This window comes from Acinetobacter geminorum, assembly GCF_013009345.1.
Classification (GTDB): domain Bacteria; phylum Pseudomonadota; class Gammaproteobacteria; order Pseudomonadales; family Moraxellaceae; genus Acinetobacter; species Acinetobacter geminorum.
The window spans coordinates 20,737-40,991 of record NZ_JABELE010000002.1; the positions used below are offsets into that span (position 1 = coordinate 20,737).

At 37.5% G+C, this 20,255-nt stretch carries 20 protein-coding genes; 14 read left to right on the forward strand and 6 right to left on the reverse strand.

What is annotated here, in order from left to right; translation table 11 throughout:
- Positions 1–14: 14 nt before the first annotated feature.
- The 3 genes from rsmG to HJG58_RS01825 all read right to left on the reverse strand — a co-directional run bounded on the left by rsmG (position 15) and on the right by HJG58_RS01825 (position 2,437).
- Positions 15–647 (reverse strand): 16S rRNA (guanine(527)-N(7))-methyltransferase RsmG, encoded by a 633-nt coding sequence (rsmG, locus tag HJG58_RS01815; protein ID WP_000553193.1) that lies wholly within the window; start codon positions 645–647, stop codon positions 15–17.
- A gap of 87 nt (positions 648–734) precedes the next feature.
- Positions 735–1,424, reverse strand: coding sequence for an N-acetylmuramate alpha-1-phosphate uridylyltransferase MurU (murU, locus tag HJG58_RS01820; protein WP_170247723.1), 690 nt, complete (start codon positions 1,422–1,424; stop codon positions 735–737).
- Entirely contained in the window at positions 1,424–2,437 is a 1,014-nt protein-coding gene (locus HJG58_RS01825) for an aminoglycoside phosphotransferase family protein (protein ID WP_063098710.1), read from the reverse strand. Before HJG58_RS01825 ends, murU begins: the two co-directional genes overlap by 1 nt.
- Positions 2,438–2,557: 120 nt before the next feature.
- Here HJG58_RS01825 and HJG58_RS01830 point away from each other — a divergent pair, with 120 nt between their 5' ends.
- Both HJG58_RS01830 and HJG58_RS01835 read left to right on the forward strand, forming a co-directional pair.
- Positions 2,558–4,996, forward strand: a complete 2,439-nt coding sequence (locus HJG58_RS01830; protein ID WP_170247724.1) for an LPS-assembly protein LptD — start codon at positions 2,558–2,560, stop codon at positions 4,994–4,996.
- A complete protein-coding gene (locus HJG58_RS01835) occupies positions 4,996–6,306 on the forward strand; it encodes a peptidylprolyl isomerase (protein WP_170247725.1) in 1,311 nt (436 codons plus the stop codon). The genes HJG58_RS01830 and HJG58_RS01835 overlap by 1 nt, the downstream gene beginning before the upstream one ends.
- A 116-nt stretch (positions 6,307–6,422) precedes the next feature.
- Here HJG58_RS01835 and fba read toward each other — a convergent pair whose 3' ends face one another.
- The 3 genes from fba to HJG58_RS01850 form a co-directional block, all read right to left on the reverse strand.
- A complete protein-coding gene (gene fba / locus HJG58_RS01840) occupies positions 6,423–7,460 on the reverse strand; it encodes a class II fructose-bisphosphate aldolase (protein ID WP_002121428.1) in 1,038 nt (345 codons plus the stop codon).
- Positions 7,461–7,581: 121 nt separating this feature from the next.
- Positions 7,582–7,827, reverse strand: coding sequence for a hypothetical protein (locus HJG58_RS01845; RefSeq protein WP_004642615.1), 246 nt, complete (start codon positions 7,825–7,827; stop codon positions 7,582–7,584).
- Between the two features lie 123 nt (positions 7,828–7,950).
- A complete protein-coding gene (locus HJG58_RS01850) occupies positions 7,951–9,138 on the reverse strand; it encodes a phosphoglycerate kinase (protein ID WP_170247726.1) in 1,188 nt (395 codons plus the stop codon).
- Positions 9,139–9,276: 138 nt separating this feature from the next.
- Here HJG58_RS01850 and HJG58_RS01855 point away from each other — a divergent pair, with 138 nt between their 5' ends.
- The 12 genes from HJG58_RS01855 (at position 9,277) to gcvH (ending at position 20,177) form a co-directional block, all read left to right on the forward strand.
- Complete coding sequence (locus tag HJG58_RS01855; protein ID WP_170247727.1) at positions 9,277–9,660, forward strand: DUF2237 family protein; 384 nt, start codon at positions 9,277–9,279, stop codon at positions 9,658–9,660.
- The gene (locus HJG58_RS01860) at positions 9,660–10,253 is read left to right on the forward strand and encodes a Maf family protein (protein ID WP_170247728.1); all 594 of its coding nucleotides are present in this window, start codon (positions 9,660–9,662) and stop codon (positions 10,251–10,253) included. Before HJG58_RS01855 ends, HJG58_RS01860 begins: the two co-directional genes overlap by 1 nt.
- Positions 10,254–10,283: 30 nt before the next feature.
- Entirely contained in the window at positions 10,284–11,447 is a 1,164-nt protein-coding gene (locus tag HJG58_RS01865; protein WP_170247729.1) for a ribosomal protein uL16 3-hydroxylase, read from the forward strand.
- A gap of 354 nt (positions 11,448–11,801) precedes the next feature.
- Complete coding sequence (locus HJG58_RS01870) at positions 11,802–12,365, forward strand: TetR/AcrR family transcriptional regulator (protein WP_002121343.1); 564 nt, start codon at positions 11,802–11,804, stop codon at positions 12,363–12,365.
- Positions 12,366–12,833: 468 nt separating this feature from the next.
- On the forward strand, positions 12,834–13,145 hold the full coding sequence (locus tag HJG58_RS01875; RefSeq protein WP_170247730.1) for an ArsR/SmtB family transcription factor: 312 nt from the start codon (positions 12,834–12,836) through the stop codon (positions 13,143–13,145).
- Between the two features lie 407 nt (positions 13,146–13,552).
- Positions 13,553–14,755, forward strand: coding sequence for a serine/threonine transporter SstT (sstT, locus tag HJG58_RS01880; RefSeq protein ID WP_170247731.1), 1,203 nt, complete (start codon positions 13,553–13,555; stop codon positions 14,753–14,755).
- Positions 14,756–14,759: 4 nt separating this feature from the next.
- A complete protein-coding gene (locus HJG58_RS01885) occupies positions 14,760–15,440 on the forward strand; it encodes a YoaK family protein (RefSeq protein ID WP_032007258.1) in 681 nt (226 codons plus the stop codon).
- Positions 15,441–15,443: 3 nt separating this feature from the next.
- Positions 15,444–15,980, forward strand: a complete 537-nt coding sequence (locus tag HJG58_RS01890; protein WP_170247732.1) for a DUF2058 domain-containing protein — start codon at positions 15,444–15,446, stop codon at positions 15,978–15,980.
- Between the two features lie 363 nt (positions 15,981–16,343).
- Complete coding sequence (locus HJG58_RS01895) at positions 16,344–18,191, forward strand: ABC transporter ATP-binding protein (protein ID WP_170247733.1); 1,848 nt, start codon at positions 16,344–16,346, stop codon at positions 18,189–18,191.
- Positions 18,191–18,631, forward strand: a complete 441-nt coding sequence (locus tag HJG58_RS01900) for a MaoC family dehydratase (protein WP_017482285.1) — start codon at positions 18,191–18,193, stop codon at positions 18,629–18,631. The genes HJG58_RS01895 and HJG58_RS01900 overlap by 1 nt, the downstream gene beginning before the upstream one ends.
- Positions 18,632–18,739: 108 nt before the next feature.
- Positions 18,740–19,765, forward strand: a complete 1,026-nt coding sequence (locus tag HJG58_RS01905; protein ID WP_002121430.1) for an AraC family transcriptional regulator — start codon at positions 18,740–18,742, stop codon at positions 19,763–19,765.
- Between the two features lie 37 nt (positions 19,766–19,802).
- Positions 19,803–20,177, forward strand: coding sequence for a glycine cleavage system protein GcvH (gene gcvH, locus HJG58_RS01910; protein WP_170247734.1), 375 nt, complete (start codon positions 19,803–19,805; stop codon positions 20,175–20,177).
- Positions 20,178–20,255: the final 78 nt, after the last annotated feature.

The window sequence follows — 20,255 nt, forward strand, 5'->3', positions numbered from 1 at the left end:
CTAATACTTTTTATTTAAATTCGTTGAAGTAAAAGTAAATGACGTTGTTCATCAAGTCTCGGTACATGCAGTTCAATCACTTTACATGAAAATTCCTGCTTAAGCTCTTCCATTTCTTCAACTGGAATCAGTCCTTTCATCGCGGCAATTATACTCTGCTCATGTAAATATGGACGCGCAGCCTCAACAAAATCTGTTAATGATGCAAATGCACGACTTGTTATTACATCAAATTGGCCAAGTTCATCAATTGTATCTTGATTTTCAACACGCGTTTGCACAGCTATTACGTTTTTAAGCTTAAGGTCAGCAATAAACTGTTTCAAAAAACGAATTTTCTTACCATTTGAATCAAGCAATACACAAGAGCGTTCTGGCTGACATAAAGCAATGATCATGCCTGGCATGCCACCACCTGTACCTACATCGAGCAAACGGCCTGCTGGCAAATCTTTCAAAATACTTAGGCTATCCAACAAATGCTTCACTAACATTTCTTTCGGATCACGAATCGCTGTTAGATTATAAGCTTTGTTCCAAAGTACCAAAGCATCTTGATACTTCAACAATAATGTCAAAGCTTCATCGCTAAGCGATAAACCTAATTTTTGACTACCCTGTTGTAACTCTTGAAAAAACGGATGCATAAACAGATAACATCTAAGTAAAATTTAAAACAAAGTATACCCATTTATGCATCGTGGAACACTAGTTAACGATTAGGGATTACGCAGTTAATCGTAGAAGCCTTCACGAATTTGCAAATCTAGCTCCATTAAGCGCTCAGGCGTTCCCACATCTACCCATGCACCTTTAAGCTTTTCACCAGATATTTTTTGATTGTGCATAGCTTGCTTCAACAATGGGGCTAACGGACGTTTACCAGCTTCCAATCCATCAAAAAGCTTAGGATGAATAACAGATACACCACTAAAAGTAAGATTCTCACCCTCCACGTCTTGATCGAATGCAAAAGCGCGTCCATCCAATAATGTAAAGTCGCCTTCAGGATGTTGTTTCGGATTATCAACTAACACAAGATGTGCCAAATCATCATTTAGCTTAATATGGCGTAGAGATTCAAAATCCATTGTGGTCCATACATCTCCGTTCACCAGAATAAACGGATCTGTTCCAAGCAGTGGTAAAGCATTAATAATTCCACCAGCTGTTTCCAGACCTTCTTCCTCTCGTGTCCAACGGATATCCACACCAAATTGAGAGCCATCGCCCAAACTACTGATGAGTTTATCGGCCAACCATGCAGAATTGATGACTATTTCAGTCACACCAATTTTCTTAAGTTTTTCAATATGCCACACAATAAGCGGTTTACCACCCACCTCAAGCAGAGGCTTTGGTGTATATAGCGTAAGTGGACGCATACGATTGCCCAAGCCAGCAGCAAGAATCATTGCTTTCATTATGCTGCAACCTCATAGCTACCATATTTCTCGATAAATTTAGGCATCACGATGTTATTCATAAATACCATAAACTCTTCAAGCTCAGCGTAACCACGGCTTTCTTCGAGTAAATACCACATGACACGTGGTAAATCCTTCAAATAACCCGACTTCCCATCACGTTCAAACAAGCGAACAAAAATACCTAGAATTTTAATATGGCGTTGAATCGCCATTAAATCGGCATCACGTTTAAATTGATCAAAGCTACGATTTTGTTTAGTCGACGCTGGCAACAGGTCATAAAACACTTTAAACCATTGATAAACACGATCAGCGTTCCATTGAACATACGCATCACGAGTAATCGAAATTAGGTCATATGTATCAGCACCAATAACAGCATCTTGGAAGTCGATTACCCCTAATTCTTGCTCATCGGTAATTTTCATCAAATTTCGACTATGAAAATCTCGATGTACAATAACTTGAGGTTGGGCTAATGCAGCATGAGCCAAGAAATCAAATGCATTATCAATCGTTTTTTTCTGTTCAGCAGTCGGCTGGATAGAAAGCGACGGCAACATCCAGTCTGTAAGTAGCTGCATTTCCGACATTAATTTTTCGTAAGAATAAGCTGGGAACTGATTAGTCCCGTCAATAGACTGCAATTGAATAAGCTGTTTAAAACTTTGTTCGTAGTATTTATCAACAGTTTCATTAGTTAATAATGTCGACAAAAGCACATCACCAAAGTCTTCTAACAATAGAAAACCTTGAGCCAGATCTTTCGCGACGATCTGAGGCACACGTACGCCATGGCTCGCAAAAAACTCGTCAATGGTCACAAACGGAACACAGTCTTCTTTTTCTGGAGGGGCATCCATGAGCATATACGTTTTATTTTGTAACTCGATACGCGCATAACGGCGGAAGCTTGCATCACCTGCTAAAAAAGCGATCTTAAATTGATCATTTTCAAGAACAGATGTAAGCCATGTATATATCAATTGTTCACGTTGTGTATTCATTTGCAATAAAATCTAAAACAAGCTGAGATTTTTGAAGGGTTAAGTGTAGCCACTTATAAACTTTTTCTCTATGATGCGACAATAATTAATTGTGAATTAGCATACTTGGTTAATGAGACAATGAAGCATCAGTTTAAATTTAATCCTTTAGCGACAGCTATTTTTACGCTCTTATGTGGCTCCATACAATCAAGTTATGCTGAGTCAACTGATGTTGTCTCCAATATAGACAATAATCAACTTAAAGCGAGCATCAAGGAAGCTTACCCAGGTCAAGAATTCTTTCAGCAATATTATGTTGATAAATCTGCACCTGAAGCTCAGCTTCGTGACAATAAATATTTAAGCTCGGCATTTTGCCAAGGCACATGGGTTACACCGATTAATCCTGAGACCAAAGCTTTAGATGCCGACAAAGCGACTTCTGTCGTTACGGCTAACTACGGACATTACAATCCAGCGGGTGATTCTGTTTTAGAAGGTGATGTTGTTATTGATCAGGAAGGACGCACAGTTCGTGCTGACAAAGTAACGATTGATAAGACCCAAACCTTTGCGCATGCACAAGGTCGAGTACAGTTAGCTCAAGGCGGGTTACTTTCGCAGAGTGATGAAATTAATTACAATCTAAAAACCCAAACCGGGAATTTAGACAATAGTTTTTATATTTCTGAACAGCAACATGCCCATGGTCACGCAGGAAAAATCGAAAGAACCTCATCAAACGTTATGGTTCTTAATGATGCAACCTATACGACTTGCCCACCAGGCCAAAAACCCGGTTGGAAAATCCAAGCCAATAAAATTGAGTTAAATCAGGAAACTGGACGCGGCGTAACTCGTGGAACAAAATTATATGTTAAGGACGTTCCTGTTCTAGCTGTTCCCTATTTTAACTTCCCGATTGATGACCGCCGTACTACAGGTATCCTCAACCCACAATTTGGTTTCTCAAACGATGGGGGTGTTGAGCTTTCTGTTCCGGTTTATTTAAACCTTGCACCTAACTATGATTTGACACTTACTCCGCGATATTTAGCAGACCGCGGTGCAATGCTAAAAGGTGAATTTAGATATTTAACTGATGGCTTTGGTGCTGGTGAAATGTGGGGTGGCATCTTGCCATCTGACAAAGGTTATGATGACAAAGATCGTAAAGATTTCCATTTTTTACATAATTGGGATATCAATGATCAATGGTCTACTAACCTCGAATATAACTATGCATCAGATAAAGATTATTTCTCTGACTTGGATAGCAGTCCTAACTCTAAAACAGATCTTAACTTACGTAGAGCTTGGGAACTTAACTATCAACATGGTATTCCGGGTTTAAAAGCACAGCTTAAAGTCGAAGATTTCCAGACGCTTGATCCAGAAGTTCTAGACGTAGATAAACCTTATGCCCGTTTACCACAGTTTTTATTAAATTACGTCACGGGTAATCCATTAGGCTTACAATACGAATTTAATAACGATACTGCTTACTTTAAGAAATCAATTAATGATGATTCAGCTCAGGAAAGTAGTGGTACACGTATTTATAACCAGTTCGCAACACGCTATAACTACCGCACACCAGCAGCTTTTGTGATTCCTGAAGTTTCAGTACGCTCTATTCAAACGTTTTATGATAAGGACAGTATCGCCTCTCAAAATCTAGATGGCGGTTCGGAAAATAAATCAGTTGTTGTACCTCAATTTACACTGGATACTGGACTGAACTTTGAACGTGAAGGTAAGTATTTACAAACACTTACACCACGCGCTTTCTATGCGTACGCTCCTTACAAAAATCAAGATGGCTACCCTAACTTTGATTCGACAAGTGCATCAATTAGTTATGATCAGCTATTTAACCCATATCGTTTTTATGGACATGATCGTCTTGAAGACAACAACTTCTTGTCATTGGGTGTAAGTTATAGCCTCTTTGATACAGTAGGCTTAGAACGCTTACGTGCAAGTGTTGGTCAAAGTTACTATTTCGAAGATCGTCGTGTCACATTAAAACAGCAAGATGAATTTGATACCGAGCGTAACACTGGTCCTGTTGTAAGTCTATCAAGCCAGCTTAATCAAAACTTTACCATTGCTGCCAACTCAGCATGGATGTCGAATGGTGACAATGCTCAACGTGACTTCCAACTTTACTATACTGGTGATAAAGGAAATTTATACAACTTAGGCTATTTCTATCGTAAAGAAATTACCGGTCGTCAAGATACTTATGACCAAGTTGTTGCATCGTTTATACAACCAATTAAAGATAATTGGCGTATTATGGGCCACGTACAATATGACATGGACAATGATGTTGCCCGTGAACTCTTGCTAGGAGTTAACTATGAGTCATGTTGCTGGGGTATTTCCGTCTATGGCCGTTCATACTATAACGATCTTGACGATCCAAAATCTCCAGATGTTAGTGAAAAGCGGGCGATCATGGCCGAAATTACACTAAAAGGTTTAGGTGGTTTAAACAATAAACTCGCGTCTTTACTTGAAAATCGCGTTTTAGGTTTTAACAAAATTAATCAATCTTGGACACAACGTTAATGAAGACAAAGCATCTTAAACAGTTTTTTAAAGCAACTACACTTGCTGCCCTAATCTCTTCATCAATGCATAGTTTTGCCCAACCCGCTGATGAAGTTGTGGCAATTGTGGACAATAGCGTAATTTTAAAAAGCGATCTTCAACAAGGTATGGCTGAAGCAGCTCATGAACTGCAAGCTCAAAAGAAAGAAGTGCCACCTCAACAATATTTACAGTTTCAGGTATTGGATCAGTTAATTTTGCGTCAAGCTCAACTTGAACAAGTTAAAAAATATGGCATTAAACCTGATGAAAAGAGCTTAAATGAAGCTGTACTTAAAGTAGCAAATCAATCTGGCTCTAAAAGTTTAGAAGCTTTTCAGCAAAAATTAGATGCTATGGCTCCGGGAACTTATGAAAGTTTGCGCAATCGAATCGCTGAAGATTTAGCGATTAGCCGTTTGCGCCAACAACAAGTGATGTCTCGTATTAAAATTAGTGATCAAGATGTAGAAAACTTCTTAAAATCACCTCAGGGACAAGCTGCGCTAGGTAATCAAGCACATGTAATTCATATGCGCATTTCTGGTGACAATGCACAAGAAGTTCAATCTGTAGCTCAAGAAGTCCGTTCAAAGCTTGCACAAAGTAATGATATAAATGCTTTGAAAAAACTTTCAACTGCAAATGTAAAAGTTGAAGGTGCAGACATGGGGTTCCGCCCACTGTCTGATATTCCTGCTGAACTTGCGGCTCGTATTACTCCATTACAAGATGGTCAAACAACTGACTTAGTTTCCGTACGTGATGGTGTACATGTTTTAAAGCTTCTTGAACGTAAACAAAATGAGCAAAAAGCTTTAGTACCTCAATTTCAAACCCGCCACATTCTCATTCAACCATCTGAAGTAGTTACTCTTGAGAATGCCAAGCAAATTATTGATAACATCTATAAACGCTTAAAATCTGGTGCAGATTTTGCAACACTTGCAGCGACTTATTCTAACGACACAGGTTCAGCGCGTGATGGCGGAAGTCTAGGTTGGGTAACACCTGGAATGATGGTGCCTGAATTTGACAAAAAAATGCAGGAAATTCCTGTAGGTGAAATCAGCGAACCTTTCCAAACTCAATTCGGCTGGCATATCTTACAAGTGACTGAGAAACGTGAAAAAGATATGACACATGAATATCAAGAACGTATGGCACGTCAAATTTTAGGTGAACGCCAATTTAACACCGAGATTGATAGCTGGTTGCGTGAAGTGCGTGCAAATGCCTATGTAGAAATCAAAGACCCAAGTCTAGACAAAAAGAACTTACAAAAGTAAGTCTTTTTGTCTTTATCAAAACCTGTGTTTATCACAGGTTTTTTTGAATGAAATTTATCTAATAAAAAACCGGTTATATAAATAACCGGTTTCTATAAATTAAACCCTAGCGGGAATTATTTATAACGATCAACCATTTTCTCTAAAGAAATTGGGCGGATCTTGTCAGCATTACCAGCTGTACCAAACGCTTCATAACGATCAATACAAATTTGCTTCATTGAATCTACAGTTTTAGCAAAGTATTTACGTGGATCGAACTCAGCTGGATTTTCAGCCATAAACTGACGAATTGCACCAGTAGATGCTAAACGCAAGTCTGTATCGATATTAATCTTACGTACACCATGTTTGATTGCTTCTACAAGCTGTTCAACAGGTACACCATAAGTCTCTTTAATATCACCGCCAAACTCATTGATTACTTTCAACCACTCTTGCGGCACAGAACTTGAGCCATGCATAACAAGATGAGTATTTGGTAACGCCGCATGAATTTCTTTAATGCGGTCAATCGCCAAAATATCGCCTGTAGGTGGACGAGTGAATTTGTAAGCACCATGTGAAGTACCTACAGCAATCGCCAATGCATCTACATTAGTATCGGCAACAAACTGAGTCGCTTCTTCAACTGAAGTAAGAAGTTGTGAGTGATCAAGGACACCTTCAGCACCAACACCGTCTTCTTCGCCAGCCATACCAGTTTCAAGGCTACCTAAACAGCCAATCTCACCTTCGACAGAAACACCGCACGCATGCGCTAAAGCAACAACATTACGAGTTACATCAACGTTGTATTCGTAAGAAGTAGGTGTTTTACCATCTGTACCTAATGAACCGTCCATCATTACTGAGCTAAAGCCAAGCTGAATTGAACGCTGACAGATATCAGGGCTTGTTCCATGGTCTTGATGCATTACCACTGGAATATGCGGCCATTCTTCAATTGCAGCCAAAATAAGATGGCGTAAGAATGGAGCGCCTGCATATTTGCGAGCTCCAGCTGATGCTTGAACAATTACAGGTGAATTGGTTGCATCCGCGGCAAGCATAATTGCACGCATTTGTTCTAAGTTATTTACGTTAAATGCTGGTACGCCGTAGTTATGTTCAGCAGCGTGATCCAAGAGCTGGCGCATTGAAATGAGTGCCATAATATCCTCCCAGGTAGTGCGGCTTATTCTACCCTGTCATTTATTTCAATTCAGCAACAAATCACAGTATTTCAAAAAAAATCCCTGCATTTGCAGGGATTTTTTAACAAAAAACAACAAATTAATGTGTTTCTGAAGCAGCCGCCTCACTTGGCGCACTACCTTCAACCACATCTGTATTCTTTTCATCTAGAACTGGCTTATCAATCGCATCAATTGCTGCTTGTTGCTCAGGCGTTACTTTTTCAGAAACAGCAGTAGAAGCTGCCGATTCTTGTCCAGCTTGAGATGCTTCATCTTTCTTAGCACAAGCAGTCAACATCATCGGTACAATTAACACAGCAGCAAATGTAAGCTTTAAATTCATCACTATTTTCCACAGTTGGTGATTTAATGCTCATTATTTTATTTCAGATATATGACAGTTTCATGACTTATCAATGAAAAAGGGATTGGTTACCCAATCCCTTGTCATTTCTATATAACAGTATTAAGCACGTTCAAGTAAAACAGCAACTGCTGGTAATGTTTTCCCTTCAACAAATTCAAGGAATGCACCACCACCTGTAGAAATATAACCAATTTGGTCAGCTACGTTATATTTATCAATCGCAGCTAATGTATCTCCACCACCAGCGATTGAGAAACCTTCAGACTGAGCAACAGCAAGAGAAAGAGCTTTGGTACCCTCACCAAATTGATCTACTTCAAATACGCCAACTGGACCGTTCCAAAGAATCGTTTTTGATGTTGTTAAAATATCAGCAAATGCTTTAGCAGTTTCCGGACCAACGTCTAAAATCATATCATTTGCAGTCACATCTTCTACTTTCTTCACTACAGCCTGAGCTGCTGCTAAAGAACCTAAGAAATCTTCAAAATTAATTTGCGATGCATCAGCAACTACAACATCTGTAGGAAGTGGAACGCTTACTTTAGCAGCGATTTGTTTTGCAGTTTCAACCAAGTCAGCTTCATATAATGATTTACCAACGTTAAAACCAGCAGCTGCCAAGAATGTATTTGCAATACCACCGCCAACAATAAGTTGATCGCAAATACTAGAAAGTGAGTTTAAAACATCAAGTTTAGTTGAAACTTTCGAACCAGCAACAATTGCAACCATTGGTTTTTCAGGAGTTTGCATTGCACGACCTAATGCATCCAACTCAGCAGCCAACAAAGGACCAGCAGCAGCAACTGGAGCAAAACGAGCTACACCTTCAGTAGATGCTTCTGCACGATGAGCAGTACCAAATGCATCCATAACAAATACGTCACATAATGCAGCATATTTTTGTGCAAGCTCTGGATTATTTTTCTTTTCGCCATGGTTAAAGCGCACATTCTCAAGTAGTACAACTTGACCAGCTTCAACTTCAACGCCTTCTAGATAGTCTGTTAATAATTTAACTTCTTGCCCTAATACTTCTGTTAAATATGCAGCGACTGGTGCAAGTGATTGTTCTGGCTTTGGTTCACCTTCAACAGGACGACCTAGATGCGAAAATACCATCACTGCTGCGCCTTTATCTAAAGCAGCTTTAATCGTTGGTAATGCTGCACGTAAGCGAGCATCACTAGTAATCACACCATTTTTGACAGGAACGTTTAAATCTTCACGAATAAGGACACGTTTGCCTGTTAAGTTAAGGTCAGTCATACGCTGAAAATTCATGTAAAGCTCTCTTTATGATTTTAAAAACGCGCCAATTTTAAATGATTACATCAAAAAAGGTTAGTTTTTTTGCATAAAAGCTGTAGAAAGCCCCAGTTTTGATTATGATAGAGGTAGTTATTTGATATTTCACCCATTATGTCTATTCATCCAGATCCACAAATCAATCGCTTAAATGTTTTAGGGGAACCTTTAGCAAGTTGTTGCTTTGACCCTATTACAGGCTATTTTAGAAATGGTTTCTGCCACACTGCAATAACAGACCTTGGTCAACACACCGTATGTGCGCAAATGACCTCGGATTTCTTAAATTTTTCTCAGAAAATTGGGAATGATCTTATTACTCCTTTACCAGAAGTAGGCTTCCCTGGCTTAAAACCGGGTGATTTCTGGTGTATCTGCGTAACTCGCTGGGTAGAGGCTTATCAAGCTGGTGAAGCACCTCCTATTAAAATACATGCATGTCATCAAGCCGTATTAAGCTATGTACCTTTAGATGTATTAATGGAATTTGCAGTGTAATGGTTCAGCCACAAATTATTTTGGCATCGAGTAGTCAAACTCGCAGAGACTTAATGGATCGTCTTGGAATTAATTATATCTGTGTTAGTCCAGATATTGATGAAAGTCCTCGCGATGAAACCCATGCCGATGAACTTGCAAAAAGGCTCGCTTTCACAAAAGCTCAGGTGATTGCTGAACAGAACCCATCAGCTATCGTTATTGGTTCAGATCAAGTTGCTTGGCGAGAACACGCTCCGCATGACTTTATTGGCAAACCGATGACTATTGAAAATGCTAAAGCACAACTAGCAGATAATTCTGGTCGAACTGTTTTTTTTAGTACAGCTCTTAGCGTGCAATGGCTCGATAGAAACTTTGAACAAACGCTCGTTGAACATTATCAAGTTAAATTTCGAAACCTGAATCAAGCTGAAATTGAACGATACGTTTTATTAGATCAGCCACTACATTGCGCAGGTAGCTTTAAGTGTGAAAGTTTAGGAATTAGCTTGTTTGAAAAAATGATAGGCCAAGACCAGACCACACTTATGGGTCTTCCTATAATTCAACTTTGCCATATTTTAAGGCAACTTGATCTACAAATTCCTTAATTCTAGATATTTTATAAATAGGTTATTTCCATGACAGAACCTTTAGCAGTTTTAGGCGGCATTACTGCCGAGCAATTTTTAGCAGAGTATTGGCAGAAAAAACCTTTACTGGTGCGTAACGGATTGCCAGAGATTGTAGGTCTTTTACAACCCCAGGATGTGCAAGAACTTGCCTTGGAAGAACATGCAAGTGCCAGACTGATTCGCCAAAAAGATAAAAATCCAAATGAATGGCACGTAAAATCTTCACCTTTAACCAAAGGCGACTTTCAAAAGCTACCAAAATTATGGTCAATTTTAGTACAGGCAGTAGATCACTACTCTTTTGATCTTTCTGAACTTTGGAAAAAATTTCCTTTTATTCCTCAATGGCGCCGCGACGATATTATGGTGTCTTATGCGCCTAAGGGTGGTTCAGTTGGGAAACATTTCGATTTCTATGATGTATTTTTAGTTCAGGGTCATGGTCATCGTCGCTGGCAGCTAGGTCAAATGTGCGATGTAAATACTGCATTTGTACCCAATCAACCATTAAAACTTTTGCCAGAAATAGATGTGCAATTTGATGAGGTTTTAGCACCAGGTGATTTACTATATGTTCCACCTGGAATGGCACATTACGGGGTTGCCGAAGATGACTGCTTAACATTCTCATTTGGCTTTCGCATGCCAAACGTTGCAGGAATGATGGAACGTATTAGCGATCAATTTTCAGCTAATACTTTACTTCAAAATCCTGTTGTAGATATCGCACGCAAACAAATGAGTCAAATTGGTGAAATTAACTCAACTGAACTAAGTTATCTAAAAGACCTAGTTTTAGCTCAGTTGCAAGATTCTGCAGCACTTGATGCCGCAATCATGTCATATATGAGCGAACCTAAATATCCAGATAATATTCCAGAACCTGATGAGATCGAAGCTGATGATCTTCAAGAGATCTTACATGAAGGTTATGAAGTTTTATTAGAACCTGCCTCTCGCCTACTTTATACAGAAAATAACGGAATTCTAAACTTCTGGGGAAATGGCGAAGCGCTATGTATAACTCAAACTTTTGCACCAAAATTAAAAGCTATTGCTGATGGAGAAAGCTTAGCTTTCGATAGTGAATTTAATGAGCTTGAAATCCTTGAAAATGTTGCGTACTTACTCAACGAATCTATTTTGATGCTTTTACCTCCTTCAGAGTAAGAACTTTAATAAAAGTGGACTTTTCAAAGCAATGGGAAGTCCACTTTTAAATTGGCCGACAAACTCAAAAATAGATTCGTTTTTTGTTTATTAATTCCCCCTTTTTAAATTTTAAAATCGACTTATCGCAAAAATATTGAAGTTAAAAGATTTTGAAAACTGAAGTATAATTATTTAAATATATAGCCTAAAACTCTTTACCATTCCCTTAAAAGTAAAACTTCAGCGTTTAAAAAAATAATATCTTTTTTCTATCAATAACAAACAATACCTTGTAAAATTAAATTATCTAGATTCTCATTGATAAAGATCACCGTTCAAGCTAATAGCAATTCATTTGTGAGAGGCTAAAATATGTCGAAAAAAGATGACATTATTAACACAGCATTAAGACTTTTTAACTCGTATAGCTATAATTCTATAGGTGTAGATCGCATCATTAATGAATCTGGCGTTGCAAAAATGACTTTCTATAAGCATTTTCCATCAAAAGAAAAATTAATTGAAGAGTGCCTACTTCTTCGAAATACGCTTCTACAAAACTCTCTTACTTCTGCCTTATCAAAACATGATGAGTTAGACCCTCTTGCGAGAATTAAAGCAGTATTTTTATGGTATTCGGACTGGTTTAATAGCGAAGATTTTAATGGCTGTATGTTTCAAAAAGCCTTGGAAGAAGTTTTAAAACAATATCCTTCAACACATCAACCTGCCACTTTGTATAAAGCTTGGTTGACCCAACTCATGCAAAATCTTCTTAACCAGTATGATGTAAAAGAGCCAGTTCCCCTATCTTTACTACTCGTTAATATTTTGGAAGGTATGACCATACAGGCTCAGGTCGAACATGGTTCAATAAAAATCAATGATTATTGGACTCGAGTAGAAAAATTAATCGATTTTGAAAGAGCTGCATAAAAATAAAGCGTGATATTCTTCTTCTTATATTTAATGATTCTTCTTATGTATCACGCTGCGTCTGAAAGTAATTTTGGTTCAAAATTAGACGTTTTTTTCGACCTTACCAAACCAAAATATACAGACCTGTCTGTACAAAACAAATTATATATTTAAAAAATAAAAACTCAATCTTTTTTTATGTTTTACTTGAAGATAAATTGGATTTAACTATTTATAGCGATTAGATCACACTTATTTTCTGTTGACTTCGATTCACTTATACTTAACAATTACACTTATAACACAATGCAACACTTTAGACACAAAAGAAATACAAACAATTGTTTTTCATTGGAAAGACTACTTATTTATCAATTCCCCTTATATTGCTTTTCAACAAAAACAATTGGATTGATTAGTTTTGCTACATTCATTTCTTTAAGATCAATCTATACTATGCCCGCTATATTGATATAGGTATAAAGTATGAAAGATGGACTCCAAATTGAAGAAATGAAAAATGCGGCTGATTCAGTCGTTGGAATTCTCAAATCTTTGGCTAATACAGATCGTTTATTAATTTTATGTCACTTAGCTTATGAGGAGTTAAATGTCTCGCAAATAGAAGAGAAGACCCAAATTACCCAGCCCACTCTTTCACAACAACTGATGATGTTACGTAAAAGTGATGTTGTATCAACTCGTCGTGATGGTAAACAAATTTTTTATTCTATTAAGGATGACAATATGCATTCGATTTTAAACACGCTTTATCAGCTGTACTGTGTAAGTAAGTAGTATCTTCAAATTATAAATTTATAATAATAGTAGTAATTTCCTGAAATATGCGATTTTTCAGCTTGAAAGCTTAGAGTCCAATCCAAGCACAAAGTTTTGAAAATTCGCGTAGCTTTTCCAAATGCTCCACCATATTTAACCTTTTGCCAATTTATTTTTCCTTAGTCTATTCGATACTTCTACAGATTTTTGATATACCTAGTTTTTTAATGAGCAATTAACAAGCAAAACCACCAACTACAAAACTTCAAATATAAAATTAATTACAATAAAAACAACTATTTAATATTACCATTAATTATAAATGCTTATAGGTGCTATAAAAAAGCTTAAGATTCACATCACTTAAGTATAAAATACTCCGCTTGTTCAACCTTTAGCCATGATTAGGTTAATAAGGCCTTTATATGCTTGCATTCTTTTCTCGATTAAGCTTAGTCACTAAGATTATTATCGCTATTATTCTAGGGATAGGCGTTGCATTACTATTTCCGAACATTACGCCTTACTTAAGTTTATTTGGTGAGCTTTTCATTAAAGCCTTAAAATCGGTTGCCCCTATTTTAGTTTTTGTATTGGTGCTTTCTTCTATTGCCAACTTCCAAGTAGGCCATAGTGCAAATTTACGCCCAGTCTTACTACTGTATGTTATAGGTATGTTGCTAGCCGCTTTTAGTGCTGTTATTGCAAGTTTATCTTTTCCAAGCACTCTTTATCTCAACACGGTTTCTCATAATAATTTACAAGCGCCTGGTAGTCTCGCAGATATATTAAAAAACTTGCTCTTAAGCTTTATTGCAAACCCTGTTCAAGCAATTAGTGAAGCTAATTTTATTGGTATCTTGGCTTGGGCGATTGGTTTAGGTTTAGCTATGCGCCATAGTTCAGATACTACTAAACAAGTAATGCAAGATGTTTCGCATGCTGTAAGTGCTATTATTCATAAAGTAATTGCTTTTGCACCAGTCGGCATTTTTGGTCTAGTTGCCGTAACATTTGCTGATGCCGGACTTGCAACGCTTGAGAGCTATGCACGCTTATTAATGGTATTAATAGGAACAATGTTATTTGTTGCTCTCGTAGTGAACCCAATTTTGGTGGGTTTAACTATCCGCAGCAATCCATACCCGTTAGTTTTTAAGTGTTTAAAAGAAAGTGGGATCACCGCTTTCTTTACACGAAGCTCAGCGGCAAACATTCCAGTTAACCTGGATTTGGCTGAACGTTTAGGTGTTAATCCATCGACAGCTAGTGTATCTATTCCATTAGGTGCAACTGTAAATATGGCTGGTGCAGCAGTGACAATTACGGTTCTCACACTAGCAACTGTACATACTCTTGGTATTCATGTTGATTTTGCAACAATGGTTATTTTATCAGTTGTTGCTGCAGTTTCGGCATGTGGTGCTTCTGGTGTTGCAGGTGGTTCTTTACTTCTGATTCCGGTAGCTTGTAGTCTATTTGGTATTTCAACAGAGATTGCTATGCAAGTTGTAGCGGTTGGTATGATTATCAGTGTATTGCAAGACTCTACAGAAACAGCCCTTAACTCATCTACAGATGTATTATTTACCGCAGCTGTAGATATTCGCTCTAAGCAAGCGTCTTAAGAAAATGCCATTTCAACGTCTACCAAACTGGTTCCAACTTGGAGCCTTTTTGCTGGCATTTAATGCCGGAATGATTAATGTATTAGGGTTAATTACTCTTTTGCATCAATCTATTTCACATATGACTGGCAACGTTAGTATGCTGGCTATGAGTTTGGTAGAGTGGCAACCCGAACATATCATTTTTTTACTTCTAGTGATTATTTGCTATGTTTGCGGTTCATTTTATAGTGGTTTTATTTTAGGTAGCAGTCATTTTCGACTAGGTCGTCGTTATGGCTTACCTTTGAGCCTTGTTGCCTTATTCATTTTCCTTTGCTGGCTATTGCTTCCTTATTTTCCACGCTATGGATTATTATGGGCTTGTACAGCAATGGGTTTACAAAATGCAATGGTAAGCCACTATAAAGGAACAATCATCCGCACTACCCATCTATCAGGTGTTTTAACTGATATTGGTTTAGCACTTGGGTATAAAGCCAGAGGCTTAATAGTAGAAAATAGACGTATTGTTTTACATCTACTTATTTTTATCGGCTTTCTGCTGGGTGGAATTCTTGCCGCTTCAGTACATCCATATTTAAAGCTACAATCATTTTTATTGCCGGCAACTTTAAGCTTAGCCTTAAGTATTTCTTACTGGGTAGTTTATCTCTATAGCACTTCAACTTCACACAAGGACTAAGACATGGTTAAAAATGCCTTACAAGCACAGCTATTAAAAGCTGGTTTAGTTGATAATAAAAAAGCAAAAAAATTAACAAAGCAAGCTCATCACGAACAGCGTCTTGGACTAAGCAATGAAGCTGAAATCAAAGCAAATATTGAAAAAGCTCAACAAGAAAAAGTAGCTAAAGATCAGGCTTTAAATTTAGAAAAACAGAAACAGCTTGAAGAAAAAGCACTTAAAGCGTCAATCATTCAGATGATTAAGCAGCACAAGATTACTGATTTTGCTGGGGATGTGGCTTATCAATTTATTGATGAAAATAAAATCAAAAAAGTGTATCTATCTCAGCAAGTTTATAATGCACTTGTTACAGGTAGCCTAGTTATTGCTAAAGATCAAGATCAATACGCCTATCTTCCAAAAGCTTTAGGTGAAAAAATTGATCAAAAAATGCAAGGCTTCATTTTGATTAATAATGCTGAGAAAAACGAACAAGCTACTGATGAGGACGATCCATATGCAGCATATGTTATTCCAGATGACTTAATGTGGTAATACAATACTTAGGCCTTTATGATATAGATCTAAAGGCCTCTTCTAATTAATGTGCAGCTGTAATAATTTAACAAATGTTCAAAATACTAAGAAAAAATACTTAAAGAATAAATTCCTTCACCCTTTATCTATTAATCTCGATATAATGAATAATACTTTTAGTCCTCGCGACGTTCTTGAAGATTTCTTCGAGTCTCCTTTTTTGCGTCATGTATTAATTTAAGACGTACAACATAATCAGTTCATGTGTATTTGCATATATTCACAAGATCGAAACCTTAAGTGATATTGATCTAACTGACTTTTTGCAAATTAAATTGCAAAGATTTAATTAAGTGGCTTTTGTCTCAAAGGTAGTAATTCATGCTGAAGTGGTTTGAAAAACTTGTAGATCCCTACCCAACTAAAGGTTTAGATGAACCTTTACCAACTCGTTTTTTCCCATTTGTTTGGCAAGCTACGGAAGGCCTACGCCCTTACTTATTCTTACTTATTCTTTTTACAGCAGGTGCTGCAAGCTTTGAAGCCTTACTTTTTTCAAAGATTGGACAACTCGTAGACTGGTTAAGTAAAAGTCATCCGGAAAGCTTTTTAAGTCAGCATGCTACTGATTTACTCATTTTGATTGCAGTCTTATTTACCAATATCTTTTTTGTAAATATTCAATCTATTATCAAACATCAAATTTTATATAGCACCTTCCCAATGCGTTTGCGCTGGCGTTTCCATAATCTTTTATTGAAACAAAGCTTAGACTTTTTCCATAATGACTTTGCAGGACGACTTTCTGCCAAAGTTATGCAAACAGCACTAGCAATCCGTGAGTTCTGGATTATTTTGGGTGACATGTTGGCATACGTCAGCATTTACTTCATTACAGTCAGCATTGTTCTGGGCGCAATTTCACCAATTTTACTTATTCCACTTTTAGTTTGGTTAAGCCTATTTTTATTAAGCGCATGGTTCTTTATCCCCCGCTTAAGTAAAGTTTCCCAGCAACAAGCCGATGCTCGTGCTGTCATGACAGGCCGCGTAACAGATGCATACACCAATATCCAAACAGTAAAACTATTTGCCCATGCTGGTCGTGAAAGCCAATACGCAAAAGCATCGATGAAAGAGTTTATGACTACAGTCTATGCCCAAATGCGTTTAGGTACCCTCTTTGAAGTCAGCATTAATATGTTGTCTGCTGTTTTGTTTGTAGGTGTAATTGGTACCTCTGTTTGGCTATGGACTCAAGGTTTAGCAGCATTAGGTGTAATTGCAGCAACTACTGCAATGATTCTAAAACTTAATAGTATGGCTGAATTTATGATGTGGCATATGTCAGCCTTATTTGAAAATGTTGGAACCATTCAAGATGGTATGCAAACATTAGGTAAAAAAATCAATATTCAAGACAAACCGGATGCAAAACCACTTAAAGTCACCAAAGGTGAGATTGTATTTAAAGATGTAAGCTTTGCTTATAACAATAAAAATGTGATTGATCACTTCAACTTGCATATTAGAGCAGGCGAAAAAATAGGAATTGTGGGCCGTTCTGGCGCAGGAAAGTCGACGCTGATCCAGTTGCTTTTACATTTTTACCATCTTAAGCAAGGTGCCATTTTAATTGATGGCCAAAACATCGAAGATGTAACTCAAGATAGTCTAAGAGCTAATATTGCTTTAGTTACTCAAGATACGTCTTTATTACATCGCTCAGTTGCAGAAAACATTAAATATGGCCGCCCAGATGCGTCTGATGCAGATATGGAAAATGCTGTAAATAAAGCCAAAGCTGCTGAATTTATTCCGCAATTAGTTGATTTAAAAGGACGTAGTGGTTATAACGCTCAAGTAGGTGAACGTGGTGTCAAGCTTTCTGGCGGTCAAAGACAGCGTATTGCTATTGCACGTGTATTCTTAAAGGATGCTCCTATTCTTATTTTAGATGAAGCAACTAGTGCATTAGACTCGGAAGTTGAAGCAGCAATCCAGTCAAGTTTAAATGACCTGATGGTTGATAAAACCGTTATTGCAATTGCACACCGTTTATCTACTATTGCACAAATGGACCGTTTAATCGTTCTTGATGAAGGTCGAATTGCTGAGCAAGGAACTCATGAAGAGTTAATTGCGCAAAATGGTATATACGCACAGTTATGGAAACGTCAAACAGGTGGTTTCCTAATTGAACAAAAAGTATTACAGGGTCAAGATTAATGCTTTATTTAGAAGATTTGAAAATTGGTGATCGCTTCATTAGCCGTGAATATGAAATTACCTTAGATGAAATCAAAAAATTCGCAAACTCCTATGACCCTCAGCCCTTCCATATAGATGAAGAACAAGCTAAGCATGATCCAATTTTTCAGGGAATTGCTGCTAGCGGTTGGCATACTTCTGCAATTACTATGCGGTTATGGACGGAATGTATGCCGATTCATGGCGGCCTGATTGGTTCAGAGTCCAGCTTACGTTGGCCACGCCCTACTCGACCAGGTGATAAAATTCATGTTGAAGCAGAAATTTCAGCGATCACACCATCCAAAACAAAATTAGATCGTGGTATTGTAAGTTACGTTACGCAAGCCTTAAATCAAAATGGCGACGTATTACTTATTTCAACAACAAAAATTGTTGTCTTTAAAAAGAATGTTTAAAACATGGTTGATATGATTGTCTAACAGTTTTTATAAACTCAGATTATATTTCATGACAAGATGTGTAAGAAATGCATGTGACAAATTGATGAGAGCAATGGAACGCATATGAAAATTACCTCAGCTCGTCAAGATCAGGGTATTCCGGGAGTCTATGGCTTATTGCTATTAGATGTTGTTTCACGTTGGGGATATAACGATGAAACATTATTTGCTCCATTTCATCTTACTAGTGAACAACTGGCCGACCCTGATTATCGTATTTCTACACCTGTAGCAAATGAATTGGTTAAACACGCTCTTAATTTAACTGGTGAAACTACGTTGGGGTACCATCTTGGTACTCAAATGCGTATTTCGATTCATGGCTTCATTGGCTATGCGATTATGACAGCTAAAGATATTACAGAAGCAATTGCCCTTGCAGCACGCTTTATTCAATTACGTTTACCCTTTTTACAACTCTATTTTTCAACGTTTGGTCCAAAAGCCACCTTACAATTACAGTGTGACATCGAACTTGAACCTCTAAGAACAGAAATCGTTTTAGGTTTGACCATTGGTATTATGAGTATGGCTAAAGCGATTACGGGTATCGAAGATTTAGCTGGTGATGTAGATTTGGACTTTCCTGAACCAGAAGGTTTTGAAAAGTATAGAAATAAACTAAGCAGCACAATTCGCTTCAACCAGCCTCATTTGATTTCAAGTTTTGATAAAAAATATCTAGGAATTAAATTAGTTAATGCTGATCCTATCGCAAGTCAGGTTGCTATTAATCAGTGCGAAGCCGAACTTTCCGCTTTAGGTGAGCGCCGGCGTTTAGCAATGCGAGTTCGTGATATTTTAAGTAATTCTGAACAACATTATTTAAGCATTGAAAATGTAGCCGAATGTCTACATATGTCAGACCGCACACTAAAGCGCCAATTAGCGGCTGAAGGAACTTCATTTTCTACATTGGTTGATGAAGTGCGCTATCGACATGCAACATCTCTACTTTCACGTACAGATTATAGTCTTGAACAAATTGCAGATGAACTTGGCTATTCAGACGTTGCAAATTTTAGCCGTGCTTTTAAACGCTGGAGTGGCCGTAGCCCAAGCAACTGGCGTAAAGACCCATACTTATAATGTTTAAAACTATTGGACACAAGCTTAAGGAGTTATCATGAATCATCCTTCGGAACTGAAGTATGCACGTACACATGAGTGGGTAAAGATTGAGGGTGATTTAGTTATTACCGGGATTACCGATCATGCACAAGATGAACTTGGCGATTTGGTTTACGTTGAAACTCCAGAAGTTGGGAGTAAAGTTACTGCTGGCGAACAAGCTGGTGTGGTTGAATCAGTAAAAACTGCTTCTGACATCCATGCTCCTGTTTCAGGCACTGTAGTAGAAGTAAATACTGACCTTGAAGATGATCCTGACTTTGTAAATGAAGATCCATATGGTAAAGGCTGGATTTATAAAATTAAACCAGACAACATTGCAGATGTTGAAAAACTTTTATCAAATGCAGAATATGAAGCTGGCTTATAAAAGATAGGCATCGCTTTCAATATTTGATAAAACCAGTTTAGTTTTAAACTGGTTTTTTATTATCTATTTAAAATTAGC

What these genes read in the sequence shown, in the direction of transcription:
- rsmG (WP_000553193.1), bottom strand. Translation starts at nt 647, where the DNA reads ATGCATCCGTTTTTTCAAGAGTTACAACAGGGTAGTCAAAAATTAGGT.
- murU (WP_170247723.1), bottom strand. Translation starts at nt 1,424, where the DNA reads ATGAAAGCAATGATTCTTGCTGCTGGCTTGGGCAATCGTATGCGTCCA.
- HJG58_RS01825 (WP_063098710.1), bottom strand. Translation starts at nt 2,437, where the DNA reads ATGAATACACAACGTGAACAATTGATATATACATGGCTTACATCTGTT.
- HJG58_RS01830 (WP_170247724.1), top strand. Translation starts at nt 2,558, where the DNA reads ATGAAGCATCAGTTTAAATTTAATCCTTTAGCGACAGCTATTTTTACG.
- HJG58_RS01835 (WP_170247725.1), top strand. Translation starts at nt 4,996, where the DNA reads ATGAAGACAAAGCATCTTAAACAGTTTTTTAAAGCAACTACACTTGCT.
- fba (WP_002121428.1), bottom strand. Translation starts at nt 7,460, where the DNA reads ATGGCACTCATTTCAATGCGCCAGCTCTTGGATCACGCTGCTGAACAT.
- HJG58_RS01845 (WP_004642615.1), bottom strand. Translation starts at nt 7,827, where the DNA reads ATGAATTTAAAGCTTACATTTGCTGCTGTGTTAATTGTACCGATGATG.
- HJG58_RS01850 (WP_170247726.1), bottom strand. Translation starts at nt 9,138, where the DNA reads ATGAATTTTCAGCGTATGACTGACCTTAACTTAACAGGCAAACGTGTC.
- HJG58_RS01855 (WP_170247727.1), top strand. Translation starts at nt 9,277, where the DNA reads ATGTCTATTCATCCAGATCCACAAATCAATCGCTTAAATGTTTTAGGG.
- HJG58_RS01860 (WP_170247728.1), top strand. Translation starts at nt 9,660, where the DNA reads ATGGTTCAGCCACAAATTATTTTGGCATCGAGTAGTCAAACTCGCAGA.
- HJG58_RS01865 (WP_170247729.1), top strand. Translation starts at nt 10,284, where the DNA reads ATGACAGAACCTTTAGCAGTTTTAGGCGGCATTACTGCCGAGCAATTT.
- HJG58_RS01870 (WP_002121343.1), top strand. Translation starts at nt 11,802, where the DNA reads ATGTCGAAAAAAGATGACATTATTAACACAGCATTAAGACTTTTTAAC.
- HJG58_RS01875 (WP_170247730.1), top strand. Translation starts at nt 12,834, where the DNA reads ATGAAAGATGGACTCCAAATTGAAGAAATGAAAAATGCGGCTGATTCA.
- sstT (WP_170247731.1), top strand. Translation starts at nt 13,553, where the DNA reads ATGCTTGCATTCTTTTCTCGATTAAGCTTAGTCACTAAGATTATTATC.
- HJG58_RS01885 (WP_032007258.1), top strand. Translation starts at nt 14,760, where the DNA reads ATGCCATTTCAACGTCTACCAAACTGGTTCCAACTTGGAGCCTTTTTG.
- HJG58_RS01890 (WP_170247732.1), top strand. Translation starts at nt 15,444, where the DNA reads ATGGTTAAAAATGCCTTACAAGCACAGCTATTAAAAGCTGGTTTAGTT.
- HJG58_RS01895 (WP_170247733.1), top strand. Translation starts at nt 16,344, where the DNA reads ATGCTGAAGTGGTTTGAAAAACTTGTAGATCCCTACCCAACTAAAGGT.
- HJG58_RS01900 (WP_017482285.1), top strand. Translation starts at nt 18,191, where the DNA reads ATGCTTTATTTAGAAGATTTGAAAATTGGTGATCGCTTCATTAGCCGT.
- HJG58_RS01905 (WP_002121430.1), top strand. Translation starts at nt 18,740, where the DNA reads ATGAAAATTACCTCAGCTCGTCAAGATCAGGGTATTCCGGGAGTCTAT.
- gcvH (WP_170247734.1), top strand. Translation starts at nt 19,803, where the DNA reads ATGAATCATCCTTCGGAACTGAAGTATGCACGTACACATGAGTGGGTA.